Annotated in this window: 17 protein-coding genes; 8 read left to right on the top strand and 9 right to left on the bottom strand. The window is 70.0% G+C overall.

The features are described 5' to 3' along the window. The first annotated feature begins 14 nt into the window (after positions 1 to 14). Positions 15 to 1,733 carry an ABC transporter family substrate-binding protein gene (locus ABFX50_RS16840; RefSeq protein WP_346147399.1) on the top strand — a complete coding sequence of 573 codons (1,719 nt, stop codon included), beginning with the start codon at positions 15 to 17 and terminating at the stop codon, positions 1,731 to 1,733. A gap of 69 nt (positions 1,734 to 1,802) precedes the next feature. Continuing rightward, positions 1,803 to 2,894 (top strand): winged helix DNA-binding domain-containing protein, encoded by a 1,092-nt coding sequence (locus tag ABFX50_RS16835; RefSeq protein ID WP_346147397.1) that lies wholly within the window; start codon positions 1,803 to 1,805, stop codon positions 2,892 to 2,894. 32 nt (positions 2,895 to 2,926) lie between these two features. Here ABFX50_RS16835 and ABFX50_RS16830 read toward each other — a convergent pair whose 3' ends face one another. The 5 genes from ABFX50_RS16830 to ABFX50_RS16810 all read right to left on the bottom strand — a co-directional run bounded on the left by ABFX50_RS16830 (position 2,927) and on the right by ABFX50_RS16810 (position 7,012). Then, the gene (locus ABFX50_RS16830; protein ID WP_346147395.1) at positions 2,927 to 3,799 is read right to left on the bottom strand and encodes a 5-oxoprolinase subunit C family protein; all 873 of its coding nucleotides are present in this window, start codon (positions 3,797 to 3,799) and stop codon (positions 2,927 to 2,929) included. Continuing rightward, a complete protein-coding gene (locus ABFX50_RS16825; RefSeq protein WP_346147393.1) occupies positions 3,796 to 4,416 on the bottom strand; it encodes a 5-oxoprolinase subunit B family protein in 621 nt (206 codons plus the stop codon). Before ABFX50_RS16825 ends, ABFX50_RS16830 begins: the two co-directional genes overlap by 4 nt. After that, complete coding sequence (locus ABFX50_RS16820; RefSeq protein ID WP_183646974.1) at positions 4,413 to 5,168, bottom strand: LamB/YcsF family protein; 756 nt, start codon at positions 5,166 to 5,168, stop codon at positions 4,413 to 4,415. The genes ABFX50_RS16825 and ABFX50_RS16820 overlap by 4 nt, the downstream gene beginning before the upstream one ends. A gap of 11 nt (positions 5,169 to 5,179) precedes the next feature. Further along, a complete protein-coding gene (locus tag ABFX50_RS16815) occupies positions 5,180 to 6,673 on the bottom strand; it encodes a hypothetical protein (RefSeq protein WP_183660072.1) in 1,494 nt (497 codons plus the stop codon). Positions 6,674 to 6,823: 150 nt separating this feature from the next. After that, on the bottom strand, positions 6,824 to 7,012 hold the full coding sequence (locus tag ABFX50_RS16810; RefSeq protein ID WP_376773144.1) for a hypothetical protein: 189 nt from the start codon (positions 7,010 to 7,012) through the stop codon (positions 6,824 to 6,826). 189 nt (positions 7,013 to 7,201) lie between these two features. Between ABFX50_RS16810 and ABFX50_RS16805 the strand changes: the two genes are divergently transcribed. The 3 genes from ABFX50_RS16805 to ABFX50_RS16795 all read left to right on the top strand — a co-directional run bounded on the left by ABFX50_RS16805 (position 7,202) and on the right by ABFX50_RS16795 (position 11,932). Continuing rightward, positions 7,202 to 7,771 carry an HhH-GPD-type base excision DNA repair protein gene (locus tag ABFX50_RS16805; RefSeq protein ID WP_183646967.1) on the top strand — a complete coding sequence of 190 codons (570 nt, stop codon included), beginning with the start codon at positions 7,202 to 7,204 and terminating at the stop codon, positions 7,769 to 7,771. Between the two features lie 194 nt (positions 7,772 to 7,965). Next, positions 7,966 to 10,056 carry a SpoIIE family protein phosphatase gene (locus tag ABFX50_RS16800; RefSeq protein WP_346147391.1) on the top strand — a complete coding sequence of 697 codons (2,091 nt, stop codon included), beginning with the start codon at positions 7,966 to 7,968 and terminating at the stop codon, positions 10,054 to 10,056. Between the two features lie 241 nt (positions 10,057 to 10,297). Then, complete coding sequence (locus ABFX50_RS16795) at positions 10,298 to 11,932, top strand: RNA polymerase sigma factor (protein ID WP_346147389.1); 1,635 nt, start codon at positions 10,298 to 10,300, stop codon at positions 11,930 to 11,932. Positions 11,933 to 12,087: 155 nt separating this feature from the next. Here ABFX50_RS16795 and ABFX50_RS16790 read toward each other — a convergent pair whose 3' ends face one another. Next, a complete protein-coding gene (locus tag ABFX50_RS16790; RefSeq protein ID WP_346147387.1) occupies positions 12,088 to 12,804 on the bottom strand; it encodes a YaaA family protein in 717 nt (238 codons plus the stop codon). Positions 12,805 to 12,888: 84 nt separating this feature from the next. On the opposite strand from ABFX50_RS16790, the gene ABFX50_RS16785 reads away from it, so the two are divergent. Next, positions 12,889 to 13,581: a GNAT family N-acetyltransferase gene (locus ABFX50_RS16785; RefSeq protein WP_346147385.1), complete on the top strand. Its 693-nt coding sequence runs from the start codon at positions 12,889 to 12,891 to the stop codon at positions 13,579 to 13,581. A 182-nt stretch (positions 13,582 to 13,763) separates the two neighbouring features. On the opposite strand, the gene ABFX50_RS16780 is transcribed toward ABFX50_RS16785, so the two are convergent. Then, positions 13,764 to 13,994, bottom strand: coding sequence for a DUF7455 domain-containing protein (locus ABFX50_RS16780; RefSeq protein WP_312895525.1), 231 nt, complete (start codon positions 13,992 to 13,994; stop codon positions 13,764 to 13,766). 247 nt (positions 13,995 to 14,241) lie between these two features. Here ABFX50_RS16780 and ABFX50_RS16775 point away from each other — a divergent pair, with 247 nt between their 5' ends. Continuing rightward, entirely contained in the window at positions 14,242 to 16,296 is a 2,055-nt protein-coding gene (locus tag ABFX50_RS16775) for a DNA gyrase/topoisomerase IV subunit B (RefSeq protein ID WP_346147382.1), read from the top strand. A gap of 746 nt (positions 16,297 to 17,042) precedes the next feature. Here the strand turns inward: ABFX50_RS16775 and ABFX50_RS16770 are convergent. Further along, positions 17,043 to 17,540 (bottom strand): hypothetical protein, encoded by a 498-nt coding sequence (locus tag ABFX50_RS16770; protein ID WP_346147380.1) that lies wholly within the window; start codon positions 17,538 to 17,540, stop codon positions 17,043 to 17,045. 636 nt (positions 17,541 to 18,176) lie between these two features. Then, positions 18,177 to 18,887: a DUF6348 family protein gene (locus ABFX50_RS16765; RefSeq protein ID WP_346147378.1), complete on the bottom strand. Its 711-nt coding sequence runs from the start codon at positions 18,885 to 18,887 to the stop codon at positions 18,177 to 18,179. A 660-nt stretch (positions 18,888 to 19,547) separates the two neighbouring features. Here ABFX50_RS16765 and ABFX50_RS16760 point away from each other — a divergent pair. After that, the gene (locus tag ABFX50_RS16760; RefSeq protein ID WP_346147376.1) at positions 19,548 to 20,621 is read left to right on the top strand and encodes a class I SAM-dependent methyltransferase; all 1,074 of its coding nucleotides are present in this window, start codon (positions 19,548 to 19,550) and stop codon (positions 20,619 to 20,621) included. The last annotated feature ends 95 nt before the right edge of the window (positions 20,622 to 20,716 follow it).

Below are 20,716 nucleotides of genomic sequence, written 5' to 3'. Positions count from 1 at the left end.
CGCAGGAGGAGCAAGTGAGCAGATCCCGGCTCGCCGTGGCCCTGGCCATGGCAGGTTCGCTGGCCCTGGCGGGCTGTGGAGGCGGTGGCGGAGAGCAAGGCACGGCAGGCCCGGCGGGAGAGCCCTCGGCGGGGGCCCCTGCCGCGCTGAAGGCCTTCGACGTCAACGTGGTGCCCCGCGACCGGGTCAAGGACGGCGGCACACTGCGCTGGGGCATCGACGAGTATCCGACCCAGTGGAACATCAACCACGTCGACGGCAACCTGGCCAACGTGCGGAGCGTGGTCGCGGGGATGCTGCCCTCGCCGTTCGTCTCCGACGAGAAGGGCGTCATCAGCGGCAACGCCGACTACCTCACCGACGGCAGGGTGACGGACACCGACCCCAGGCAGGTGGTGACCCTGACCCTCAACCCCAAGGGCAGGTGGTCCAACGGCGAGGCGATCACCTGGCAGGACTACGCGGCCCAGTGGAAGGCGCTGAACGGCGCCAACCCCGACTTCCGCGTCGCCTCCACCACCGGGTACCAGGACATCGAGAGCGTCGCCAAGGGCAAGGACGACTACGAGGTCGTCATCACCTTCAAGAACGACTTCGGCGACTGGCAGTCGCTGTTCGCCCCGCTCTATCCCAAGGCCACCAACACCTCGCCCGAGACCTTCAACACCTCGTGGCTGAACAAGATCCCCGTCACGGCGGGCCCGTTCAGGTTCCAGGGCTTCGACCAGACGGCCAAGACGATCACGATCGTCCGCGACGACGCCTGGTGGGGCGAGAAGGCCAAGCTCGACCAGGTCATCTACCGCTCCATGGAGAGCGACTCGCTGGTCGGCGCCTTCACCAACGGCGAGATCGACGTCTTCGACATCGGCCCCTCAGCTCCCGACTACGCCAGGGCCAAGTCCACCCAGGGCTCGCTCGTACGGCAGGCGGCCGGCCCCGACTTCCGGCACATCACGATGAACGGCGAGAGCGCCGTCCTGTCGGACGTCAACGTGCGCAGGGCCATCACCATGGCGATCAACAGGCAGGCCATCGCCCAGTCCGACCTGCAGGGCCTCGACTGGCCCATCACGCTGCTGAACAACCACTTCTTCATGAACACCCAGGAGGGCTATCAGGACAACGCGGGGGCGCTCGGGACCTACGACCCGGAGAAGGCCAAGGCCGCGCTCGACGCGGCGGGCTGGAAGCTCAGCGGGCAGACCAGGATGAAGGACGGCAAGCCGCTGAACCTGAAGTTCGTCATGCCGTCGGGCCTCCAGCTGACCAAGTCGGAGGGCGAGCTGATCCAGAACATGCTCGCCCAGATCGGGGTCCAGGTGACGCTGCAGGCGGTGCCCAGCGACGACTTCTTCACCAAACACATCATCCCCGGCAACTACGACATGACGGCGTTCTCCTACATCGGCACGCCATTTCCAGTCTCGAGTGGTTACGGGATCTTCGCCAACGCCTCGACCGACTCCAAGGGTGAGCGGAACTGGAACGCCAACCTCGGACGCATCGGCTCGCCCGAGATCGACGCCGCGATGCAGAAGGCGACGGCCGAGCTCGACCTCGCCCAGGCCCGCGCGGCGACCAACGCGGCCGACAAGCTCATCTGGGAGGCGGTGAACGTCGTCCCGCTCTACCAGCGGCCGCAGAACGTGGCGGTGAGGCAGACCCTGGCCAACCTCGGGGCCCGGGGCTTCTACGACCTGAAGTACCAGGACATCGGCTTCACCGGCTGACCGGCCTCCCGGCGCCCCCTGCCCTACGGGGGCGCCGTTCTGTCGGCGCCGGGGTGTAGAAGTAGTCCTGTGAATCTGACCTGGCCCCAAGTGCTCGCCTGGCGACTGTCCCGGCAGTTCGTGCCCGCCGCCGACGGCCCCTCAGCCGTGGAGATCGCGCGCAGGCTCTGCGGCGTCCAGGCCCAGGTTGCCTCCTCGGCCAGGCACGCCGTCGCCGTCCGCGCCGCCGCGCCCGACCCCGATGAGATCGAGCGCGCGCTGTGGCAGGAGCGCACGCTCGCCAAGACGTGGGTCATGCGCGGCACCCTCCACCTGGTCCCCGCCGACGAGCTGGCCGACCACTGCGCGGCGCTCGGCACCCTGCGCTCGTGGGAGAAAGGCTCCTGGCAGCGCGGCCATGGCGTCACCGCCGCCGAGATCGAGGCGATCATCGACGCCGTCCCCAAGGCGCTCGAAGGCGCGAGCCTGACCCGTGAGGAGCTGGTCGAGGCGGTCGTCGACCTCACCGGCGACGCCCACCTCCGGCAGGCTCTCACCTCCGGCTGGGGCGCGCTGCTCAAGCCGCTGGCCCGCCTGGGCGAGCTCTGCTACGCCCCGCCCCGCGACGGCAAGGTCGCCTTCACCTCCCCGCGCGCGTGGCTGCCGTCCTGGCCCGCCGCCCTGCCGCCGCAGGAGGAGGCGGGGGTACGCGTGGCCCGCTCCTTCCTGGCGGCGCACGGCCCCGCCTCGCCCGAGATGCTCGACAGCTGGCTGTTCGGCGGCGTGGCGAAAAAGGCCGTGCTCAGAGCGTGGTTCCGCGACCTGGCGCCCGAGCTCACCGAGGTCGACGTCGAGGGCGCGAAGCTGCTCGCGCTGACCGAGCACGTCGACGCGCTGGCCGCGACGACGCCCTCCCGCGAGGTGCACCTGCTGCCCGGCTTCGACCAGTACATCCTCGGCGCCCCCCGCACCCTCGAGGCCCTCATCCCCGCCCCGGTCAAGGCCAAGGTGAGCAGGGCGGCCGGATGGATCTCGCCCGTGGTGATCCACGAGGGCAGAGTGGCGGGCGTCTGGGAGGGCAAGGACGGCCAGATCGCGCTGGAGCTGTTCGAGCAGCTCCCCGAGGAGCCGCTGCGGCGCGCCGTCGAGAGGATGCGGCGGGTGTTGACCGGCGAAGGCTGACCCTGGCCAGGGGGCCGGCCGAGGGCCTGCCTTCAGCGCCCCGCGAGCCTGAACCTGATCCGGTCGCCAGGCCTGGCCTGCGCGGCCACGGCCAGGTCGGCGGCGAGCACCACGCCGATCACCGGGTAGCCGCCCGTCGGCGGATGGTCGGTGAGGAACACGATCGGCTGACCGCTCGGCGGCACCTGCACCGCCCCCGTGACCATCCCCTCGCTGGGCAGCTCGCCCTCCCTGACGCGCCTCAGCGCGGGGCCGCGCAGCCGTACCCCGACCCGGTTGCTGTCCTGGCTGACCTCGTACGGCCGCGCGCACAACTCGGCCAGCGCGTCGGGGGAGAACCAGTCGTCACGAGGGCCGGCCAGCACGCGCAGCACCGGCGGCGGGGGAGCGGCGGGAGGAGCCAGGTCGACCGAGATCGAGGCGAGCGACCGCACCTCGCCCACGGGCAGCCGCGTGCCCGCGCGAAGCGGAGCAGGACCGAGGCCCGACAGGGAGTCGGTCGACCTGCTGCCGAGCACAGGCTCCACGTCGATCCCCCCGCGCACGGCCAGGTAGGTGCGCAGTCCCCGCTCGGGAGGGCCGACCCTGAGCTCGTGGCCGGGGGCGATCCAGAACGGCGCGCCCATCCCCTGCGCGGAGGACACCACACCGCGCTCGTTCCAGATCTCCATCGGGCAGGGGGCGCCCGCAGCGGCCAGCCACGCCCCCGACCTGAAGCCGAAGCGGGCCATGCCGAACGTCAGCTCCAGCCCCGCGTGGCCCTCGGGGTTGCCTACCAGGCGGTTGGCCAGGCGCAGGCCGGCGGCGTCGGCCGCGCCCGAGCGGGGGACGCCCAGATGCGCGTAGCCGGGCCGCCCGAGGTCCTGAACGGTGGCGTAGGGGCCGGGCGCGAGCACGTCGATCATGCGGCCTCGAAGCGCACGCGGGTGCCGGGCGGCAGCAGCGAGGGCGGCTGGGCGTGGACGTCCCACACCCGCAGCGACGTGCGCCCGAGCAGCCGCCATCCGCCGGGCGAGGCCGTGGGGTAGATCGCCGCGTAGGGGCCCGCGATGGCCACCGAGCCCGCGGGCACCGAGGTGCGCGGGGTGGCGAGGCGGGGCACGCGCAGCGCGGGATCCAGCCCCGTGAGGTAGGCGAACCCGGGAGCGAACCCCAGCCAGCCGGCCACCAGCTCCCTGCCGGTGTGCCTGCCGATCACCTCCTCGACCGGCATGCCCGTCTCCTCGGCGACGGAGGCGAGGTCCTCCCCGTCGTAGACGACGGGAACGGTCACGACCTCCTCCGACAGCGAGGCGGCTCCTGAGGAGGACAGCGCCAGCTCGCGCAGGCCGGCCAGGCCGGAGCGCAGCCTCGGCAGGTCGGCGCCCGGCGCCACGACCAGCACCGTCTCCGGCCCCGGCACGATCTCCACGACCCCTTCCGGCCTCGAGGCCCTGAGCAGCGCGTCGAGCCGGTGGGAGGCGGCCAGCGAGCCGGTCTCCACCAGCAGCCCGTGCTCTCCCGCTCGCCTGATCACGCTCATGCGAAGGACTGGATGGCCACCCCGGCCTCCAGGAGCCCGTCCCGCACGGCCCGCGCCAGCCGTACCGCGCCGGGGGTGTCGCCGTGCACGCACATCGAGCGGGCGTCCACCCGCACCTGCGAGCCGTCGACGGCGGTGACCACGCCCTCCACGACCATGCGCACCGCGCGCTCGGCGACCAGCGCGGGATCGTCGATCACGGCGCCTGGCTCGCGCCGCGAGACCAGCGTGCCCGACGGCGTGTACGCGCGGTCGGCGAACGCCTCGGTGACCGTGGGTACCTCCGCCTCGGCCGCCGCCGCGTGGACCGCCGAGCCGGGCAGCGTCAGGATCGGCAGCGAGGCGTCGTAGTCGAGCACCGCGTCGACCACCGCCGCCGCCTGCACCGGATCACGGACGACCCTGTTGTAGAGGGCGCCGTGCGGCTTGAGATAGGAGACCCGCCCTCCCATGGCCCTGGCGATGCCGTCGACGGCGGCCAGCTGGTAGAGCACCTCCGCGCACAGCTCCTCGGGATCGACGTCCATCTCCCTGCGGCCGAAGCCGGCCAGGTCGCGATAGGACACCTGCGCCCCGATCGCCACCCCCCTGTCGACGGCCGCGGCGCACGTGCGCCTGATCGTCACTGGGTCGCCGGCGTGGAAACCGCACGCCACGTTGGCCGAGGAGACGATGTCGAGCAGGGCGAGGTCGTCGCCGAGCCGCCAGATGCCGAACCCCTCCCCGAGGTCGGCGTTGAGGTCGATCACCATAAGTCACGACGCTACAGCTCGTCGGGGATGTCCGCGATGTCATCCAGCGCGGCGGCGAGTTCGTCGGGGTCGGCCCCTATGCGCTCGACGATCTCGATCAGCACGTGGAGGACCTCGTGCCGGTCGTGGCCCAGGTCGAGCAGCCGCTGCGCGGCCTCCCACAGCTGAGGCGGATCGCCCTCCCACAGCCTGGTGGCGATCTCCTCGTGCCAGGCCAGGTGCTGCTCGTCGATCTCGCCCACGTGGTCGAGCTCCAGCAGGATGCGCCGGTCGGCCTCGTCCGCGGGGTTGAGCGTGTCGAGGTCGACGTCGCCGTGGGTGCCCTGCAGGATCGGGAAGGCGAAGACCCGCCTGGCCAGCGCCGACAGGTCGCCGTCCGGCAGCAGCCTCGACAGCAGCGCCATGTCCAGGCCGTAGGAGGCCGGGTCGCGGTAGGCCTCGGGGAAGCGCGCCGTGGCCTCCCACACCGCGTCGAGCGTCGCGGTGACGCCCTGGTCGGGCAGGCCCGTACGGCGGGCGGCGAAGCGCACCCACGCCGCCAGCGCGTGCGGCATCGCCTCCTGCTCGGCGGCGCTCAGCATCACCTTGCGGGGCAGCCAGTCGAGCAGGAACGTCTCGCACTTGGTGGGGCTGACCCGCAGCGGCCTGTCGAAGTCCTGCTCGCAGCCGTAGTCGATGATGTGGTCGGCGCAGCGCGAGGCCGCCGAGGGGTCAGACAGGTGCTCGGCCGCGTCGGAGGACAGGAACTCCGCCGCCAGCATCGCCCTGCGCTCCCTGCTGTAGGGTGCCTCGCTGTGCCGTGGCGCGGGCCGCTTGCGGCCCGGCGGCAGCGCCTTCAGCCTCGATCTGGCGAAGGCGTGGTAGGCGCTGTAGCTGTCGCTGACGGGCGGAGGGCTCTTGGGTTCGCGGGTGGCCCGCATCGCCGACTCCAGCAGCGCTCTGGCCTGCTGGGGCTCGATCTCCTCGAACAGCAGCATCGGGTTGGCCTCGGCCTCGGCGCGCGCCTGCTCGATCAGTTTGTCGACCTGGGAGGAGACCCACGCGTCGCGGGCCATGCCCGACATGTTGTAGTCGACGACCATGACGAGGGCGTGCCGGTCCTGGGCGTTGTCCGCCGCGCCGTTCCAGCGGTAGGCGAAGGTGCAGATCACGGTGTCCTGGTCGCCGTAGGCGTCGCGGGAGACGTAGCACCCCGTCGGCTTGACCGCGCCGACCCTGTCGGCCCAGCCTGGCCTGGCCACGCCCGACTCCATCATCGCCAGCGCCGCGCCCTCGGCCTTGGCGCCCTGTCTGGCGGTGCCGAGATAGGCGAGGCAGATCAGCAGGGTCAGGGAGGCGGGAGTGCCGGCCTTGGCCGCGTAGTCGACCAGGCCCTCGCCCAGTACCTGCTCGACGTCGCCGCCGCGCACTCGGCGGCCCCACCAGGCACCGACCATGTCGGAGACCATCAGCTCCGCGTCGAGGGGACTGCGTACGGCCAGCAGCTCGCGGGCGGCCTGCACCATCTCAGCGAACACGTCGTCCGGCGGAGTGCTCTCCCGTGGGTCTCGTCGGTGTCGGCGCACGCCTCCACTCTCTCGCATTCCAGGCGCAAACGGTGCGTTTACGAAAGAGATCGTGCCTCGGTCCAGCGGGTCGGGTCGATGATGTCGATGTTATCGGGGTGTCCGCGGGGGCGGCGCGGAGTTCACGAGTGCGAGCAGATGCTCGCGGGCGATGCGTTCGACGATGTCGGGCGTCGCCTCGATGCCGAGGTGCTCGGCGCAGGCGAGCGCGTCGGCCACACAGCGGTCGACAGTCTCGATGGGCACGGTGAGGAAGTCGGAGGCCAGGCGTAGGCTCACCGGTTCCCGAATGAGGCGAGTGGCCAGTGCGAGCATAGGAGTGAGATTCCTCTAGAGCCGCAGGGCAAAACCCTAGGAACGGTCAAGCTGGGTTGTGCGTTCTCATTTCATCGGTTCTCGGGCGGCTGTCAACCCTCTCTGCGGCCTGTGTTCGCTTCTCGCAAGGGCCTTTCGTGCGAAGCTGGTTCCATGCGCATCCAGCTCGCCCAGCGGACTGAGGCCGACGAGCTGCTCGGCCGCAGCCCGCTCGCCCTGCTCATCGGCATGCTGCTCGACCAGCAGATCCCGATGGAGTGGGCCTTCGCTGGCCCCTACACGATCTCCGAGAGATTGGGCCATGACCTGACGGCCGGGGAGATAGCGGCCTATGATCCGGAGGCGTTCGCGGCGTTGCTCGCCGAGAAGCCCGCCGTCCACCGCTACCCCAAGTCCATGGCCGAGCGGGTGCAACGGCTGGCCGCCTATCTCGTCGAGCACTACGACGGCAGGCCCGAGCAGGTCTGGGCCGGCGTCACCGACGGCAAGGAGCTGGCCAGGCGGCTGCAGGACCTTCCGGGGTACGGCAAGCAGAAGGCGCAGATCTTCCTCGCCCTGCTGGGCAAGCAGCTCGGCGTCAGGCCCGAGGGCTGGCGCGAGGCGGCGGGTCCCTATGGTGAGGAGGGGTCCTTCCGCTCCGTGGCCGACGTCGTCGACGCCGAGAGCCTGGAGAAGGTGCGAGCCACCAAGCAGGAGGCCAAGAAGGCGGCCAAGGCCAAGTAGCCTGATCTTGCTGCGCACAGTGGAGCGATTTTGACAGGATGCGTTGACCGTATGGCGGCCGGGGCTTCCGTCCGCACATGCCCATCGCCGATGATGTACAGCAGAATCCGGTCGCCCGGAGCTGCGCTACGCCGATACACAGTTATGGAGATGTGCCGCGTGGGAGACCCTGGCACGCGACGGAGGTGCCGACCATGAGCGCCGAGACCTCCGTGCCCCGTCCCCGGGAGTCGGGTGTGGACATCTCAGACTCCGGCCTGTTCAAGGGCCTGATGTCGGAGGCGGAGTTCGCCTTCGCCTTCTTCGACCCCGAGGGCCGCTTCGTGCGGGCCAATGAGGTGTTCAGCGATGTCGTCGGCGTGCCCGAGGAGCGGCTGCTGGGTCGCACGCCTGCCGAGACGCTCACCGCCGACCTCAGCCAGCTGGTCACGCACGCCATCCAGGATGTGACCGAGAGCGACTGTCCGGTGACCGAGCGCGCCAGGGTGCGCTCGACCGAGGGCGACACCAGGCACTGGGCGCTGTCGTTCTCGCCCGTCCACGACGAGCAGGGCCAGCTGCAGGCCGTCGCGCTGGTCGGCGCCGACATGACCGAGAGCCGCCAGACCGAGGAGGACCTGCGCCGCAGCGAGGAGCGCTACCGCTCGCTGGTCGAGGCGCAGTCCCAGCTGGTCTGGATCACCTCGCCCACCGGCGCGGTCGTCGAGGACGCCCCGCAGTGGCGCGCCATCACCGGCCAGGGCCTCGAGGAGTACCTCGCCCACGGCTGGCTGGAGGCCGTGCACCCCGACGAGCGCCGCCACACCGAGGAGGTGTGGAAGGAGGCGCTGCGCGGTCGCACCATGTTCGAGTGGAACTACCGCGTCCGCACCAGGGCCAGCGGCTTCCGCCACTTCGAGGTGCGGGCCGTGCCGATCATCAGGCACGGGCGCGTGGTCGAGTGGGTCGGCGCCAACACCGACGTCACCCCTCAGCGCGAGGCCGAGGAGATGCGCGGCAGGCTGACCGACCAGCTCGGCGCCGCCGCCCTGCGCACCGCCCGGCTGCAGGGCGCCACCGCCATGCTGGCCGAGGCGCTCACGGTCGAGCAGGTGGTGCAGGTCATCATCGACGTCGGGCGCACCGCGCTGGCCGCCGACCGCTCGGCCGTCGCCCTGCTCGACCTCGACAGGGCGGTGCTGAAGCTGGTCAACGGCGGCGGCGTGCCCGAGGTGCCCGGGGCGACGGGCGAGGAGATCCCGCTGTCGCACTCCAGCGTCCTCACCATGGCCGTCAACAGCCGCAGGCCCGTCTTCGCCGAGTCGCCCGAGAGCCTCAAGGCGCAGCTGCTCGACGCCGGAGGCGACGAGGAGGTCCTGAACGGCTTCCTGGCCACCAGCGACGAGCGGGCGTGGGTCGGGCTGCCCCTGCTGGCCGCAGGGCGGGCTCTGGGCGCGCTGCGCTTCTCCTTCACCAGGCCGCAGAAGATCTCCCAGGAGGACGGCGTCTTCCTGGAGGCGCTGGCGGGCCAGTGCGCGCTGGCCGTCGAGTGGGCCACGCTCTTCGAGCGCGAGCACAAGACCGCCGAGACGCTGCAGCGCAGCCTGCTTCCCGACAGGCTGCCCGTGGTCAAGGGGCTCGAGCTGGCCCAGCGCTTCCGCTCGGGCAGCCGCCACGTGCAGGTCGGCGGCGACTGGTACGACGCGTTCGTGCTGCAGGACGGCAGGGTCGCGGCGGTCGTGGGCGACGTCATGGGCAAGGGCGTCAAGGCCGCGGCCGGCATGGGCCGCATCCGCAACGCCATGCGCGCCCTGGCGCTGACCAACCCGCCGCCCGCCGCGGTCCTGGGCGGGCTCGACAGGGTCTTCGACGCCACCGAGGAGGAGGAGCAGGTCACCACGCTGGCCTACATGGTCGTGGAGCCCGGCACGGGCGAGGGCACGCTCGCGCTCGCGGGCCACCCGCCACCCGTTCTGGTCTCGCCGCAGGGTACGGCGGTGCTCTGCGACGCCGAGCCCGGCACGCCGCTGGGCTGGCCCACCACGCGCAAGCAGTTCAGGTTCGTGGTGCCTCCAGGACACACCGCCGTGCTCTATTCCGACGGTCTGGTCGAGAACCGCAAGCGCGGTCTCGACGCGGGGCTATCGGAAATTTGCTCGGTTGTGACCGAAGCGCCGCCTGAGGTCGTGACGAGTCCGCACATGCTGCTTGATTTCCTAGTCGACCGCATGTTGGCCGGATATGAGCAGGATGACGATGTTACGGCGCTGGCGATTCACGTTCCCGCCGCCACGAAGAGTGACTGAATGAAACAGTCATAAGGGTTGCTTTCGGGTATCAGTGCACCGCTTCCGTACGCACTACTGTTCCGGTCGGCCTAGGGTGGAGGTCAACCGCCGGGAGGTGGCCGTATGGAGTGCCGGGTCGTGCCAGAATGCTGGATGGTCCGTTTGCGCTCCGCACGGCCGCTTAGATCTCCGAGAGAGGCATAGCCCCCCAGCGGGCATCTGGGTCCATTGTCGCCACGCGTTCGTTCGAGAGGTGTTCGTGTCGCCTGCAAGTTCGACTCGCTCGAAGCCATCAGAGCTGAACGAGCCCGTCATTCAGCGACTGCTCGAGCGTGGGCGCTCGCAGGGGTTCCTCGAGTCCGAGGATGTCCGTCAGGCCTTTGAGGAGGCGGACATCCCCATGTCGCAAGCCGCGGGGGTCCTGCGGACGCTCAGCAAAGAGGGCGTCGTCGTCCGGCTGACCGCCGCTGACTCGGCGGCTCCGAAGAAGTCTCGTGGTCCAGCAAAGCGCCGCACTGCTGCCCCCGTCAAGACGAGAACCGCAGCGGCTGCCAAGGAGCAGCAGCCCGACACCGTGACCGCGGTCGTCGCCGCTGAGGCCGCCCCCGCCGAGGGGCCCGCCGCGAAGAAGGCCGAGCCCGCCAGGAAGGCCGCTCCCGCGGCCAAGAAGGCGGCAGCGCCTGCCAAGAAGGTCGCCAAGCCCGAGGTCTCGGGAGCAGGTCCCACCGAGACCAAGCCGAAGTCCCCGGAGGGTGTCGACGAAGACGACATCGATCTCGAGGCAGATGTCGAGCTCGAAGACCTCGACGACCTGGAGGTCGACGTGGTCGAAGAGGTCGAGGTCGAAGTCGAGGTCGAACCTGAGGCGGAGACCGAGGAGGAGCCCAAGGCCGAGGTCGTCGTCACCAGCGACGACGAGGTCCTGATCCTCTCCGACGACGACGACGACGCCCCCGTGGCGCAGGTCGCCGCCGCGGGCGCCACCGCCGACCCGGTCAAGGACTACCTCAAGCAGATCGGCAAGGTCCCCCTGCTCAACGCCGAGCAGGAGGTCGAGCTGGCCAAGCGCATCGAGGCGGGCCTGTTCGCCGAGGAGCAGCTCGGCGGCGGCGAGGTCGACAAGCTGCCCGTCGACGTCAGGGCCGAGCTCGAATGGATCGCCGAAGACGGCCGCAGGGCCAAGAACCACCTGCTGGAGGCCAACCTCCGGCTGGTCGTCTCGCTGGCCAAGCGCTACACCGGTCGCGGCATGCTGTTCCTGGACCTGATCCAGGAGGGCAACCTCGGCCTGATCCGCGCGGTCGAGAAGTTCGACTACACCAAGGGTTACAAGTTCTCCACCTACGCCACGTGGTGGATCCGCCAGGCGATCACCCGCGCCATGGCCGACCAGGCGCGGACCATCCGCATCCCGGTCCACATGGTCGAAGTGATCAACAAGCTGGCCAGGGTCCAGCGGCAGATGCTGCAGGACCTCGGCCGCGAGCCCACGCCCGAGGAGCTGGCCCGCGAGCTGGACATGACCCCCGAGAAGGTGGTCGAGGTCCAGAAGTACGGCCGCGAGCCCATCTCGCTGCACACCCCCCTCGGTGAGGAGGGCGACAGCGAGTTCGGCGACCTCATCGAGGACTCCGAGGCCATCGTTCCGGCCGACGCCGTCAGCTTCACGCTGCTGCAGGAGCAGCTGCACTCCGTTCTCGACACCTTGTCGGAGCGCGAGGCGGGCGTCGTGTCGATGCGGTTCGGCCTCACCGACGGGCAGCCGAAGACACTCGACGAGATCGGCAAGGTCTACGGGGTGACGCGCGAGCGCATCAGGCAGATCGAGTCGAAGACGATGTCCAAGCTGCGTCACCCGTCTCGCTCCCAGGTATTGCGCGACTACCTCGACTAGGTGTCGTGACGGACGGGGGTGTCGCTCTTCGGAGCGGCACCCCCGTTCTCGTTCACGAGAGGCTGTGACCCGGGCGTCCCGAGTGGTGAGGCGGGTCGCGCGCCGCGCGTGGAGGCAGGGGCCCAGGACGGCGCTCGGCCTCATGCGACCGGCGCTCAGGTGACGTCCACGTCGATCCTGCCGGGAGCCTGCCGTACGGCGTAGCCCAGATCGTCGAGCACCTTGGCCAGCTCGTCGGGGCCGGCCGGGTCGGCGCCGCTGAGCAGCAGGCTCCTGGCGATCTCGCCGCGGGTGGCCTTGGCCATGTGGCTGACGACCTTGCCGTCCCTCAGCACGCGCACCGCCACTCCGCGCGCCCCCGCCTTCCACGCGCCCGCGTAGGTGGCCGAGCGCATGTCCACGGCCAGCCCCGGCAGCCGGTCGAGCTCCTTGGTCACCAGAGGCCGCCAGAAGGCCGCCAGAGCGCCCATCGGCGGCAGACTCACCCCCATGGACAGGCGGTACGGAGGGACCCTGTCACCGACCCTCAGCACGCCCCACAGGCCCGAGAAGATCACCAGCGACTCCTCCGCCCTCGCCCTGGCCTCGCCGTCCAGCGTGGCCAGGCCCAGGTTGTCGTACAGGACGCCGGTGTAGAGCTCGCCCGCGGGCAGCGTCGCCGCCGTCTTGAGCGCCAGGTTCCTGTCGAGCTCGGCGGCCTGGCCCTTGCTCAGGCCGAGCACGTCGAGCGCGTCGCGGCGCTTGGAGGCCTTGATGAGGGCGTTCACCACGCGGGCGCGTGGCCTGGCGAGGGAAGGGAAGGACAGGTCGGCGAGGGCGGGACCGTCCCCCTCCGCGGCCTTGCCCTCCGAGGGCGGGAGCAGAATCAGCACGGGTACGGGTTTACCACCTGGGCGGCTGACGTGCGACGTTGGCCTCGCGACGGCCGCCGGTAAGGCCTCCACTACGATGCCGTGATGGATTTCGACCGCTTGATTGACGAGGCGTGGCCGGCCCTCGAGCGCGTGCCCCTGGAGCCGTGGACGCTGCGCCACTCCCTCGGCGTGACCAAGCGGGCCAACTCCGTGCTGGTCTCGGGGCTGCCCGCCGATCTCGCCGAGGCGGTGGGCGAGGCGGAGAAGTTCTACGCCGAGCGCGGCGGGTCCACCGTCTTCTCGCTCGGGACGAGCGCGCCCGCCGAGGTCGACTCCCTCCTGGAGGCCAGGGGCTACCGGCTGGCCGACCCGACGCTCGTCATGGTGGCCTCCCCGGCGCCAGGCGGTCGCCCCGCGCACGAGGTCAGGATCGAGGACCACCCGTGGCCCGCGTGGCTCGACACCTGGGCAGGGGTGGAGGGACGTGACCCCGAGGTGGGCGGGCGGATCTGCGCGGGAGTGCCCGCGTGGTACGCCGCGGTGGAGGAGGACGGCGCGCCGGTGGCCGTGGGCAGGGGCGTCCCCCAGGGCGACACGCTCGGGATCTACTGCATGGCGACGCGCCCAGGGGCGCGCCGCAGGGGCCTGGCCCGCAGCGTACTGCGCGCTCTGGTACGGCATGCGGGGCTCGCGTCGGCGTACCTGGTGGTGACGGAGGGCAACGTGGGTGCGCAGAGTCTGTATCGCGGCGAGGGCTTCGAGCCGCGCGGCGCCTACCACTACCGCGTGTCCTGAGACCGCCCCGCCTGATCCGGAGATTCCTCTCCAGGCAGGGCCCGCACCCAGCCGCGCCTTGGCGTCCTTCGTGCAGCTTTGGAGGGTCGTTCGAACGCACGCAGGCGGTGACCCGGGTTGCCGGATCACCGCCTGAGCGTCATGCCATATGGGGTTATGTCATCGCGTCGAACGCTGAGAGATCAGCGATCGTCGCTGGGTGCGGTTACCTTGGGTTCGCTGAGCCGAGCCGACTCGTCCAGGATTTCGGCGCCCTTCTCACGCAACACGGCTACGTGCTGACGCCCATGGTGGGCGCAGAACAGCAGCTCCCCGCCCACTGGCAGGGTCGCGCGAATGTAGGCCTGGGCGCCGCAACGGTCGCAACGGTCGAGGGCCGTCAGCGGCTTAACGGGGGCGAGAGCTCCAGTCACGTATCGCCTTTCGGGTCACCCCCGCCGAAGCGAGGATCTGGCGTCAGTCACTTGAGACAACATCTAACCGGACCTGGACGTTCCCAATCACGGCCTCTCTACGCCCAGAGCAGAATGTGGCGGAAGGTAACGTCCAAGGCCCCGTTGGTAACGGCAAACGTGACCCGATGGCAAGCTTGTACGCGCGCAGACGGGAAGAACGGTAGGCTACGCACACGTGTTCGATGGCTAGACCAGAGGAGCTGGAGTGACGGTAGTGGAGGCGGGTTACACAGCTCGTCACCTGTCGGTGCTTGAGGGCCTCGAGGCGGTCCGCAAGCGTCCAGGCATGTACATCGGATCCACCGACAGCCGCGGGCTGATGCACTGCCTCTGGGAGATCGTGGACAACGGCGTCGACGAGGCGCTCGCGGGCCACTGCACCCGCATCGAGGTCGAGCTCTACGCCGACGGCTCGATCGAGGTCCGCGACGACGGCAGGGGCATCCCCGTCGACCTCGAGCCCAAGTCCGGTCTGCCGGGTGTCGAGCTCGTCTACACCAAGCTCCACGCGGGAGGAAAGTTCGGCGGCGGCTCCTACGCGGCCTCCGGCGGCCTGCACGGCGTCGGCGCCTCGGTGGTCAACGCGCTGTCGTCCCGCCTCGACGTCGAGGTCGACCGCGACGGCCAGGTCCACCTCATCAGCTTCAGGCGCGGCGTGCCCGGCGTCTTCGACGGCGACGGCCCCGCGGCCAAGTTCAAGAAGAAGTCCGGCCTGCGCGACGGCGGCAAGCTGCGCAAGCGCGTCACGGGCACCCGCGTCCGCTTCTGGGCCGACAAGCAGATCTTCCTGCCCGACGCCGAGGTCTCCATCGACGAGATCCACGTACGGCTGCGCCAGACCGCCTTCCTCGTCCCCGGCCTCACGCTCGCCCTCATCCACGAGGGCAAGACCGAGGAGTTCCGCTTCGACGGCGGCATCTCCGAGTTCACCGAGTTCCTCGCCCGCGACGAGGCGGTCTGCGAGGTGCTGCGCCTGCAGGGCGTCGGGCACTTCCACGAGACCGTGCCCGTCCTCGACGACCAGGGCCACATGACGCCCACCGAGGTGCAGCGTGAGCTCACCGTCGACGTGGCCATCCGCTGGGGCAAGGGCTACGACAGCACCATCCGCTCCTTCGTCAACGTGATCGCCACCCCCAAGGGCGGCACCCACATCACGGGCTTCGAGCGCGGCCTCGTCCGCACGATCAACGAGGTGCTGCGCGAGACCAGGCTGCTGAAGAACGGCGACGACCCTGTCACCAAGGAGGACATCCTCGAGGGCCTGACGGGCGTGGTGACCGTCCGGGTGCCCGAGCCGCAGTTCGAGGGCCAGACCAAGGAGGTCCTCGGCACCTCGGCGGCCACGCGCATCGTCTCGCACGTGGTCTCCCGCGAGCTCAAAGAGGTGTTCGCCAACCCGCCGCGCGGGCTCAAGCAGCAGCTGCGCGCCGCGCTCGAGAAGATCGTCGCCGCCGCCAAGGCGCGCATCGCCGCCCGCGAGCACCGCGACAACCAGCGGCGCAAGAGCGCGCTGGAGAACTCCGCGCTGCCCGCCAAGCTGGTCGACTGCCGCAGCGACGACGTCGACCGCAGCGAGCTGTTCATCGTGGAGGGAGACTCCGCGCTGGGCACCGCCAAGCTCGCCCGCGACTCGGAGTTCCAGGCGCTGCTGCCGATCCGCGGCAAGATCCTCAACGTGCAGAAGGCCTCCGTGGCCGACATGCTCAAGAACGCCGAGTGCGCCGCGATCATCCAGGTGGTCGGCGCCGGCTCGGGCCGCAGCTTCGACATCGACGCCGCCCGCTACGGCAAGATCATCCTGATGGCCGACGCCGACGTCGACGGCGCGCACATCCGCTGCCTGCTGCTGACGCTCTTCCACCGCTACATGCGGCCCATGGTCGAGGCCGGTCGCGTCTTCGCCGCCGTGCCGCCGCTGCACCGCATCGAGCTGACCAACCCTGGGCGGGGCAAGGACAAGTACATCTACTGCTACTCCGACGCCGAGCTCCACAAGGTGCTGCGCGATCTCGAGCGGCGCGGCAAGCGCTGGAAGGACCCCGTACAGCGTTACAAGGGTCTGGGCGAGATGGACGCCGACCAGCTGGCCGAGACCACGATGGACCCGCGCCACCGCATCCTGCGCCGGGTCCGCATCGAGGACGCGGAGGCGGGGGAGCGCATCTTCGCCCTCCTGATGGGCAGCGACGTGGCCCCGCGCAGAGAGTTCATCGTGAACAGCGCCGCCGAAGTGGACCGCGACCACATCGACGCCTAGGCCCCGCACCTCGCCACCGTCGGCCACGTCTGGCGATACGGTCCTCAAGCCCCACGGGCTGGGACACAGACCTCGCCACAGGCCTCTCGGCCTGGTCGCCCAGGGGAGCCCCCAGCTCCTCCTGCGTCCGCGTGCCTGCCTGCCTGCGTCCGCGTGCCTGCCGGCGTCCTTGTGTCCGCGTCCTCGTGCCTGTGTCTTCTACCTGGGAGCCCGTGACGGTGCCGTTGTGAAGGCTCCGCTGGAGCGGTGTCCCTGGGACGGTCTTGCTGGGGGTGTCCCTGGAGCGGTGCGCTGGCGCGGGCCGCTGGGGTAGTGCCCTGGCGGTCGGTGATGAGGACCAGGCGCTGTCGTCGGGCCGCTGCGCCGCGGTGGCCAGATGATGACCACCGCAAGGAGCGGGATGGCGTACGCCATGCGGTCGATCGTCACGTCAGGGCCGCAGTTGCGGGTGTCTGACGGCACGCTCCCGGCAAGCCGGCCTCACCGCGACGTCCGAGTATGTCGACCGAGCGGCCATCCTGCCTGTCGTCGCGGAGACCACCCGCCGAAGGAGATCGGACGGGCCCACAAGCCGGCCGCGACCGCGCACGCATGCGGCGAACGAGCGATCACCGTGCTGATGCCCCTGACCAGCATGGGGTAGGCGAAGGGTGAGCGGCGATCCGCCTCGACCGCCAGGAAGTCGTCGCACCCGATGCTGGCCCGTTGATCAGAACGTTGCCCGGGCCGTCCAGATCGCGCTTCCGTCAGGCGACGTGCTGGGCCTGTGGGAGCAGCTCGGTCAGCGTGGTCAGCGCCGCGCGCACCTCGTCGCAGCGGTCGGCGGGGATGATCACGCGGACGCCGGTGTACACCCGATCCTGGTACAGCCGGAGTTCGACCCAGCCGAGCCCGACCTCGACACTCAGGAAGTCCGGGTTGGCGGGGTCGCAGTCGATGGACACCACGAACTGGTGCGGGGCGTCGTCCGAGAGGCCGAGCAGGTGGGTGAGCCGGGTGGCGTTCTCACGGTCGAGCGGGAACGCCTTCTCGTTCATCCCGACCGCGACCACGTCGACACCGTTCACGACCATCGACCAGAAGGCCAGCGTGTCAGTGTCGCGCAGCTGCGGGCGAATCCGCTCGTAGGAGGAGTCGGGGGTGCCCGCCAGGGCGAGCAGGTGAAGCGGAGGGACCGTGTCCGTGTGGTCGCCTGGGAAGGTGAAGCTGAGGGGTCCTTCGTCCGTCGGGGGGAAGTCGCTCATGGGGGACGACTCGCTCTCTGGATCGGTGATCTTTGGTTTCGGGTGGACGCTTCGGCCGTTGCGCGCATGCCCATAATGCCGTTCCGGGGCTTATGACACGCTTCTTGCCGGTACCCCTTCCAGGGCGTGTCGATCTTCAATAGTGGTCGGACATGGATCGGTTCGGTGGATGCGAAGCTCCTGAAATGATCTGACCGAGGCCCCATGGCAACGGCCGGCACCGCTGCTGCCGGTCAATCTAAGGCAGGGTGGCCGATGCGCCGATCACCGGATGCTGATCAAGCGAGTCTTCTTCCGAGTCCGAACCAACACCACCTGCCGCCCTGCCAGAGCAACCGGCAGAGCATCTACCCCTGGCATCGCCGCCGGTCGATGGGTGGTGTGCGAGCGGGTCGTGGATGGCTGCGGGGAGGGCGCGACGGGGCCGACGGTAGGGAGTGGATGGATTCCACCGTGGTGCGCGCGCCATCAGCATGCCTTCGGAGCCCGTCATCGGCCGCTGGGGGCATTCGGTAAGGAGGATGGAATATATGATCATGGAACGGACAGGCGTGAGCGCATCCAGCAGGGCACCATCGACGTCGCCTCGATCAGGATCTGGCTCCGCGGCCCGATTCGACGACCCGCGGCGACGCCCTAATCTTCGGGCAGCACCAGGAGGTACGTTCGCGCATAAGCGAATTCCGGCAGACGAGGCCAGCCCAACCGCAGCAGAATCGCCGAAGCCTCCTCGTGGACCTCCCCATTGACCCGGACTTCGGCGATCTCAGTTTCCTGGTCGCCGCCGCAGAGAATCTTGACTCCGTTGATCCTGGGGTCGTCAAAGGAGCCGACCAGCGCCTGACCAAGCCGCGGCAGCATCGGATTGTCCATGAACCATTCGGTGAGCGGTTCGAAATCGCCGCCCATCGCGAAGGCCGCGACCGGTCCATGGATGACATGGTGGCCGGTCAAGCCCTCAGGATCGGCGCTCTGGATGTGATCGGCGAGTTCCCCGCTTGGCGAGGTCAACTCCATGAAGGTCGCGCCCGCTGTCATCGCCCACATCTCGACGGCCTGCTTGATCGCAGCCTCGTTCGTGCCGCCCGCCCCGGAGGTGCAGTCCCACAGGACCGGCGCGCTGTCGTCTTTGGCGTCGAGTGTGATTCCAAGGTCGAGGTGAGCCGGACCGTCGTCGAAGTCAAGACTGCGGATCACGACCGCGCTGTTGCCCGGCCCCCAGACCAGCCCGTCCCTGACCCGCCAGCGCTCGCCGAACGATCCCATCCGCTTCGCGATGGATTGCAGCGCGAATTCGACATCACGATCCGCAGGCGCACGCTTTCCCCGACGACCCGCCTTTCCCATGCCGGGGAACCTATCGCATTTCTGTATAGAACATCCGCACAAAATTGGCGGCTGATGGGACCTCAATCCCAGGTACCTGCTCCAAGCTGTGGGGTGACGATCCCTTGAGGCGGCGCACTCGACCGCGTTTCTTATCGGCCCGACACCGAACCGCCATTGCGAATTCACGGACACGTCCTGACGCCCGTACGCGCACCCGACCGGTCGAGCGGACTGTCGGCTGGCACCACCCGCCCCGCCTGCACGATCAGCTCCTCCAGGCGACGGTGTCGCAGCGGACGTAGGCGGCCTGGCCGTTCGCCAGTACGCGGCCGGGCCGTCTGGGCGCTCCCCCGAATGGCGAGGCGGTGGGCGATGGCCTCCGCCGAGGTGTCCACCGCCACGTAGTGATCTCGCGCAGGTCGGTCACCGGCCGGCCCTGCTCGCGTAGGTGCTTGACGGCGGCATCGGTGCAGCGGGGCATGGCCACGTTCAGCGCCGACCCCGGCCTCCCGCGCCGGTCCTCCATGCCCTCGCCGCAGCGCCGGCGCGGCTGACCGGCGATGCCCGTGCATGGCTGCCCCCGTACGCGAGAGACATGCCGGGGCCATGACCTGGGGAGGTACGGAGGGTCCCGCAGGCGGATGCCGTGTGGGTCGCTCACGATCGGGGGAGAGCGAGATGACAAGCCAGACGGACGGCACAGCGTCGACCGAGGAGTTCATGGACAAGGTGTTCGGCGACTACGTGGGCGCTAACGCCATCTTCATGGCCGCCATCGGCGATCGGCTGGGCCTGTTCAAGGACCTCGCCGCCGCGGGACCGGCCACCAGCGTGGAGCTGGCCGGACGCACCGGGCTGGCGGAGCGCTACGTGCGCGAGTGGCTGCACGGCATGGCCGCCGCCGGGTACCTGACCTTCGACGCGAACGGCGGCAGGTACGCCATGCCCGTCGATCACGTGCCCGTGCTCGCGGAGGAGTCGGGGACCATGTTCATGGGCGCCGCCTTCTTCGACTACTCCACCACATTCGGCGAGAGCTTCCACGCGCTCCTGGAGGCGTTCCGCTCGGGGGAGGGCGTCCGGCAGGAGCTGTACGGCCAGGAGGCGGCCGAGGCGATCGAGCGCTTCACCGCGCCCTGGTTCGAGCACCAGCTCGTCCCGGTCTGGCTGCCGCTCATGCCCGAGGTGCGCACCACGCTGGAGGTGGGAGCGAGGGTCTGTGACGTCGGCTGCGGGCAGGGACGTGCGCTGATCAAGCTCGCGCAGGCGTTCCCTCACTGTGAGCTGGTGGGCCTCGACCGCTACGAGCCCGCGATCCAGGCCGCGACCGAGAACGCCCGTCAGGCAGGGGTGGGCGACAGGGTGCGGTTCGAGATGCACGACGGCGCCGCGGGGCTGCCAGGCCCCTTCGACGTGATCACCACGTTCGACGTGCTGCACGACTCGGCGGATCCGGCGGGGCTGCTGAGGGCCATCCATGACGGGCTCGAGCCGAGCGGTCGCTACGTGTGCGTCGACATCAACTGCGCCGACCGCAGCCAGGACAACGTCGGCCCGATGGGCACGGTGCTCTACGGACTGAGTCTGGCCTACTGCCTGCCCGTCTCGCTCGCTCGCGGCGGCGCGGGGCTCGGCACCTGCGGGCTGCCGGAGGGCCGGTTGCGGGCGATGGCGCTCGAGGCGGGCTTCGCCGAGGTCCGACGGCTGCCGGTGGACGACCCCTTCAACAACGTCTACGAACTCAGCCTCTGACACGGACACGCCAACCCCGCACCGATGGCAGCATCATCGGGAGCCGGGAGCCGGGAGCCGGGAGCCGGGAGCCGGGAGCCGGGAGCCGGGAGCCG

The sequence above is a fragment of the Nonomuraea recticatena genome (assembly GCF_039533245.1).
Lineage (GTDB): Bacteria > Actinomycetota > Actinomycetes > Streptosporangiales > Streptosporangiaceae > Nonomuraea > Nonomuraea roseola.
The sequence above is the reverse complement of the archived record's forward strand: the minus strand, read 5'-3'. Positions and strand labels throughout refer to the sequence as shown.